We start from the raw sequence: 6,660 nt of genomic DNA, 5'->3' as shown, positions 1-6,660 counted from the left end.
AATCCACGCCGCGCGCCTGTACCCACAAGAGCAGCCGAGATTTTTCCGGTTTTCACCCCGTGTCCGCAAGGCCTGGAAGAAGCCCTGGTTGCTGAAATGCAGGCACTGGGCTTCGAAGATGCCGTGGCAGCCCGCGCCGGCTGTCGCTTCCACACTGACTGGACTGGGGTGCTTCGCGCCAATCTGTACTCCCGACTGGCCACACGCGTCTTGGTCGAAGTGGCACATGGCCCCGCCTATCACGAAGACGATATCCTGGACCTGGCCATGGACACCCCCTGGGAGCGCTGGTTCGGCGCCGAACAAACCCTGCGGGTCGACACCTCGGCCATACGCAGCCCCATGCAAAGCCTGCAGTATTGCAACTTGCGCGCCAAGGACGGCATCTGCGACCGGCTGCGCGAACGCGAAGGCGCACGTCCCGATATTGACACGGTACGCCCCGATGCGCGCGTTCACCTTTTCCTGAACGAAGACAGTGCCACCCTTTACCTGGATACCTCTGGCGAATCGCTGTTCAAGCGCGGCTGGCGCCTGGAAAAAGGCGAAGCCCCCTTACGCGAGAACCTGGCCGCCGGCCTGCTTGCCTTGTCGGGATGGGATCCATCCCAACCACTGATGGATCCTTTCTGCGGCAGCGGCACCATACTGATCGAAGGCGCCTGGATCGCTTTAGGCGTGCCCCCGGGCATTTGGCGCCCTTTCGGCTTTGAACGGCTGCGCGATCACGATGCCCGCCATTGGCGCGACCTTAAAGACGAAGCGCGCTCGCATATTGCAACGCAACTGGAAAGCCCTATCGTCGGATACGATCTGGACCCGGCTGCTATTGAAGCAGCAAAGTCCAACCTCGAACGATCCTGGCTCACCCCCGACTCGATTCGATTTGAAGTCGGCGACGCCCGTAGGGTACCCCCGCCTGCCGAAACAGGGTGGCTGGTCACCAACCCCCCTTACGGCGAACGCTTGCCCAGCGAGGAAGAAAGCGGGCTATGGCGCGACTGGGCACAGAACCTGAAACAGCACTACAGTGGCTGGAACGTCAGCATTATTTCCAGCGATATGGATTTACCACGTGAATTACGCCTGAAGCCTTTGCGCCGCTATCCCCTGTTCAACGGCGCCCTGGACTGCCGCCTGTTCAGCTTTGAAATGGTCGCAGCAAGCTACAGGAAAAAATAAGTATCGCGTACGCAACACTTTGCGGCACTGCAATATATTCTCTTGCTTTGATGTCAGGGTTAACCCTATAATAGGGATAACCCTGAACGAACCGTTCATTGTTCATTATTCAAAGTAAAGAGGCTAGTTATGATCAACGTAGGCAAAGACATCCGTTTAACCGACGAACTCGAGCGTCAACTTATGATGCAAGCCATCGAAGATCAGTTCCGTTTCAAACCGCTTGTGTCGCTTAAAGGCCTATTCGCCAAAATCGCTGCATTGCTGTCCAGCGAAAAATCGGTTGCACGCAATACTGTCGAATCCGCCAGCTAAGTTGTACCCTGCCGGTCACCTACTGATCTGGCGCGCCTAGGGCGCATACGCAAAAGCCGCTAAAAGCGGCTTTTTTATTGTCTGCAGGGACACGGATCCGAAAAAACACGGCTATATTGGCTGGAAAAATCCGCCAAATCGTAATTGCGGGATAATAGCGCCTGTCCTCGCCCTATCCTTTCTCGCAATGCAACACTCCACGCTCAACCCCACCCTTAGGCCAACGCCCAGCCGTTTGCGCCGTTTCGCCTGCATGATGTACGAAGCGGTTCTGCTTTTTGGCGTCATATTCCTGGCCAGCTACCTGTTTGATACCTTGACACAAAGCCGAGATGCCTTGATGTTTCGTCATGGCAGGCAAGCAATCGTTTTTGTTGCCGTAGGCGTCTACTTTATTATGTGCTGGCGCAAACAAGGCCAGACGCTGCCTATGAAAACCTGGAACATCCAGTTGGTAGACCGCAATGGAAATGCTCCCAGCCTTGAACGCTTAATACTTCGTTATGTGCTGTTGTGGCCTGTGCCGCTACTGGCGGCCCTGCTGGTATTGGGCGCGTCACGCCTTACCGGCTACAGTTCGACCGATCTTCTTATTGTATTTGCGCCTTTTACCCTCTTTATCTGGACGTGGTTCGATCCTGAACAGCAATTCCTGCACGACCGGCTGCTTGGCACCCGCCTGACCGATGCGAAGAAAGCGTTCCGCCCCCCCGTATAAACCCTAGTGTCATTGGGTTTCTGGTCCGTAGGCATTGCACAGATCCGGCTTGTCGTTCATGCTTGCGGCTAAAGGAGATTACGCCTTCTGTATGCCAGTTGAATCCAAAAGACAATGAGCGACCAATACTCGGAGCTGTACCCGACTTACCAATGGTTTGTCCCCTCTCAATTCAACATCGCGCAGGCGTGTGTACATCGCTGGGCGGAGAATCCGCTCGAAGGCAGGCGCATTGCCATCTTTCACGAGGACGAAACGGGGCAGCGCGAAGTGTGGACGTATTCACGCCTCTCGGAAACTACAAACCAACTCGCTAACGGCTTGGTAAAAATGGGCGTGAAGCCCGGCGACCGCGTCGCCTTGATCATGGGCCAGCGCCCCGAAGCTGTTGTGGCCTATATGGCTATCTTTAGCGTCGGCGCCGTTGCATTGCCGCTCTCTCCGCTATTCGGCGCCGACAGCTTGGCAGCACGCCTGCGCGACGCCGGAGCCCATGTAGCCATCGTGGATGCCGCTGGCGGCCCAGACCTGATTCAGGCGCAATTGCAGTGCCCCTTGCTATCCCAAGTCATTGCACTGTCATTCCTGCACGACGTCACCATTCCATGGCGCACGCTACTTGCGCGCCAACCCAGCACCTTCAGGGCCGTCCCTACCAAATCCAACGCACCGGCATTGCTGCTCTATACATCCGGCACGAGCGGCGCCCCCAAAGGCAGCCTACTCGCTCATAGCGCACTCATCGGCAATTTACCTGGCTTCGTAGCTTCGCAAAATTGGTTTCCGAAAAAATCGGACGTTTTCTGGAGCCCTGCGGACTGGAGCTGGGCAGCCGGCCTGATGGACGCCTTGCTGCCCACGCTTTACTTCGGCCAAAGCATCGTCAGTACACTCGGAGAGTTTTCGGCAACCCGCGCATTGGAAACCATGGAACGCTACCGGGTGACGAATACCTTTTTGTTTCCCATCGCTCTCAAGTTAATCATGCAAGCGGTGCCAGCGCCACGCGAGCACTATCGCCTGGTTCTGCGGTCTATCATGGCGACGGGGGAAAGCACCGGCAAGGTCCTATTCGAATGGTGCCAGACGGCCTTGGGCATTACGCCGAATGAAATGTTCGGGCAAACCGAAATGAACTATGTGGTGGGCAATAGCTACGAAAAATGGCCTGCCAAGCCAGGCAGTATCGGGCGTCCTTATCCTGGTCATCAAATTGCAGTGCTCGACGCTAAGGGCTTGCCTTGCCCCGTAAATACAGTAGGCGAAATTGCCGTGAATCGCTACGATATTCACGGGTATCCCGATCCTGTCCTGTTTCAAGGCTATTGGGGCAACGATACCGCTACGCAAGGCAAGTTCATCGGCGATTGGTGCATGAGCGGCGATCTGGCCTCGGTCGATGAAGATGGCTACTACTGGTACGCCGGCCGTAGCGACGACGTGTTCAAAAGCGCCGGACATCGTATCGGGCCCAACGAAATCGAAGACTGCCTGTTGCGGCACCCCTTAGTTATCAACGCAGCCGTAGTCCCCAAACCAACCCATACTCGAGGCGCACTGGTCAAAGCCTATGTCGTATTGCGCAGCGGTGCGCAAACCCAGGATGCGCTGGTCTTGCAAAAAGAACTGCAAGAACTGGTAAAGAGCTGCCTGGCCTCCTACCAAATGCCGCGCGAAATCGAATTTGTCGACAGTTTGCCCTTGACCAGCACCGGACAAATCCGCCGCCATGTATTGCGCGCCCGAGAGCAGCAACGAAGCAATGCTTCAGCCAAAGCCGTCGAATAAACGGGCGCCAGTCGAAATCAGCACTCGGTTTCGCGGCAATAATCTGCTTATGGGCTAAAATTTAGCCTATGACAGATCAATTCAAAAAGTACTTATTAGCGGATCACAGCACTCGGGTACAAGCGGTGAAGCTCACCTCTGCATGGCAGGCCGGCCTGGTCCATCAACACTACCCCGACTGCGTGCAGCGCCTGTTGGGCGAACTCGTATCGGCAGCCGTACTACTGGCCACTAACATCAAGTTCGACGGATCTCTTGTACTGCAGTTGCAAGGAGACGGCCCCATCGCTCTGGTCGTGGTGGAATGCACCGCCGACCTCTCAATACGCGCCACAGTCACCCTGCGTGAAGGGCACGAGATACCCGTAGACGGTACGCTCCAGTCTTTGCTCAACGCTCACGGAAAAGGCCGTTTTGTCGTCGTACTCGACCCCAACCGCGACACTACTGACCTGGAACCGTACCAGGGCGTCGTCCCGCTCGAGGGGGATTCGGTCGCACAGGTGCTGGAACTGTATATGCGCAATTCCGAGCAGTTGGACACTCGCATGTGGCTGGCATCCGATGCTGAAAATACCGCAGGCCTGCTGTTGCAACGCCTTCCAGACCACGGCGGAACTGCCGGCGACCAGGAATCTCACCAGGAAACCTGGACGCGCGCCTGCCATTTAGCCAGTACCGTCAAGGCCGAAGAGCTCTTGTCGCTGGATACCGACACCTTGATTCATCGCTTGTTCTGGGAAGAGGACTTGATCGCCTTTGAACCTGAACCGGTCCGCTGGCATTGCCCCTGCTCCCGCGAACGTGTAGCCAATATGCTGCGTATGCTGGGGCGCGAAGAAATCGAGGACATTCTCAGCGAACGCGAAAAAATCCATATTGCCTGCAGCTTTTGCGGCAAACCGTACGAATTCGATGCCGTCGATTGTGCCGGTCTTTTCGCCGGCACAGCAGATACGGTTCACAGCGAGCACAAATCGGTTCATTAAGTGACATTGGCGGGCCCCGAATTAGTGGGCGTATTTACCCAAACGAGGTCCGCCAGCGATAATATCAGCCTCAAGTCACTGGAGCCGGGTTGAACAAGGCCAGCGAATTGTGCAGGCCCAGGGCTTCGGCCTTGCTTCGCTTGCGGCCGCTGGCGATATCCAGCATCAAGTGGAATAGCTCCCAGCCCATTTCTTCCAACGTGGCCTGGCCGTCCACGATGCGCCCTGCGTTAACGTCCATCAGGTCGTGCCAGCGCCTGGCCAAGTCGCTACGCGTGGCCAGTTTAATGACGGGTACTTCCTTCAGGCCATAAGGCGTTCCGCGGCCCGTAGTGAATAAATGCAGGGTCATGCCAGCAGCCAACTGCAGAGTACCGCAGATGAAATCACTGGCTGGCGTTGCGGCAAAATTCAGCCCAGGGCGTTCGCACAAATCACCGGGCGATACCACCCCGACTATCGGCGATGATCCCGACTTGATAATGGAGCCCATCGCTTTTTCTACAATATTCGACAGCCCGCCTTTTTTGTTTCCCGGCGAAGTATTGGCGCTGCGGTCGGCCTGCCCCCGGCTAAGATAGCTGTCGTACCAGCCCATTTCCCGCAGCAGCGCGTCGGCGACTTCCTGGTTGGCGGCCCGCGCTGTCAGTTGAGCTATGCCGTCGCGAACTTCGGTCACTTCGGAAAACATGACTTTGGCGCCAGCACGCACCAGAAGATCAGTGGCAAAACCCACCAAAGGGTTGGCCGATACCCCAGAGAAAGCATCACTGCCGCCACACTGCACCCCGACCACCAGGGCCGAAGCCGGACAGGTCTCGCGTTGACGCTGATTCAGAGCCTGCAGTTTTTGGTCAGCCACGCGAACGATGGAATCTATCATGCTCTGGAAGCCGACATGTTCATCATCTTGCAGGCAAATGACGTCGACACCCTGTAGATCGGCATGTTGACGGCTATCGCGGATAGGAATCGCCGCTTTCGGAAACAAGAGGTCCGGCTGCAATTTTTCACAACCCAAGCTAACGAGCATAGCCTGCCCGCCAAAGTTGGGGTTGCGAGCGATATTGCGCAGGGTACGTATGGGAATCACGGCATCTGGCGCGTTGATGGCGACGCCGCAGCCATATACGTGCTCAAGGGCAATCACATTATCAACGTTGGGATACTTGGGCAAAAGTGTTTCACGGATCTTGCGCACGGCATGGTCCACAACCCCCGACACGCACTGTACGGAAGTACTGATGGCCAAAATATTACGTGTTCCCACGCTGCCGTCGACGTTGCGAAAGCCCTGAAAGCTATACCCTTCCAGGGCAGGCTGAATCACACCCTGTGTCGCAACCGGCAAATTATCCAGGCTGGGCGGCTCGGGTATGTCAAGACGCTGTTCGTTCACCCAACTGCCACGCGGCAATGGCTGCCTGCTGCGGCCGATGACCACGTTGTAGCGATAGACGGGATCATCGATGGCAAAATCAACCAGGGCTATCTTATGCCCCTGCGGCACACGTTCCTGCACCACGGTGCCATCCGCCAAGACAGCACCTGCAGCAAGCCCCCCATTGTTCGCAACAATGGCGACGTTATCGTTGTCATGCATCTTGATCATGTGGGGTTTTTCGAGCGGCATGGCGAGTTTTCCTCTGGAAATGGAAAGAATGCAGT

The 6,660-nt window shown here is 56.4% G+C and carries 6 protein-coding genes; 5 read left to right on the top strand and 1 reads right to left on the bottom strand.

Annotated elements, in window-relative coordinates:
* From ABWO67_RS09895 to hslO, 5 genes are all read left to right on the top strand, one after another.
* Positions 1–1,182, top strand: a 1,182-nt coding sequence (locus ABWO67_RS09895) for a THUMP domain-containing class I SAM-dependent RNA methyltransferase (protein ID WP_353151075.1), incomplete at its 5' end; no start/stop codon positions are given.
* 129 nt (positions 1,183–1,311) lie between these two features.
* Positions 1,312–1,497, top strand: a complete 186-nt coding sequence (locus tag ABWO67_RS09890; RefSeq protein WP_353151072.1) for a hypothetical protein — start codon at positions 1,312–1,314, stop codon at positions 1,495–1,497.
* Positions 1,498–1,684: 187 nt separating this feature from the next.
* A complete protein-coding gene (locus ABWO67_RS09885; RefSeq protein WP_353151069.1) occupies positions 1,685–2,215 on the top strand; it encodes an RDD family protein in 531 nt (176 codons plus the stop codon).
* A gap of 114 nt (positions 2,216–2,329) precedes the next feature.
* On the top strand, positions 2,330–4,003 hold the full coding sequence (locus tag ABWO67_RS09880) for an acetate--CoA ligase (protein ID WP_353151066.1): 1,674 nt from the start codon (positions 2,330–2,332) through the stop codon (positions 4,001–4,003).
* 68 nt (positions 4,004–4,071) lie between these two features.
* A complete protein-coding gene (gene hslO, locus ABWO67_RS09875) occupies positions 4,072–4,992 on the top strand; it encodes an Hsp33 family molecular chaperone HslO (RefSeq protein ID WP_353151064.1) in 921 nt (306 codons plus the stop codon).
* Between the two features lie 70 nt (positions 4,993–5,062).
* Here hslO and garD read toward each other — a convergent pair whose 3' ends face one another.
* On the bottom strand, positions 5,063–6,625 hold the full coding sequence (gene garD / locus ABWO67_RS09870) for a galactarate dehydratase (protein WP_353151061.1): 1,563 nt from the start codon (positions 6,623–6,625) through the stop codon (positions 5,063–5,065).
* Positions 6,626–6,660: the final 35 nt, after the last annotated feature.

Origin of the sequence: Pollutimonas bauzanensis (assembly GCF_040393045.1) — a bacterium.
GTDB classification, from domain to species: Bacteria; Pseudomonadota; Gammaproteobacteria; order Burkholderiales; family Burkholderiaceae_B; genus Pollutimonas; species Pollutimonas bauzanensis_A.
The sequence above is the reverse complement of the archived record's forward strand: the minus strand, read 5'-3'. Positions and strand labels throughout refer to the sequence as shown.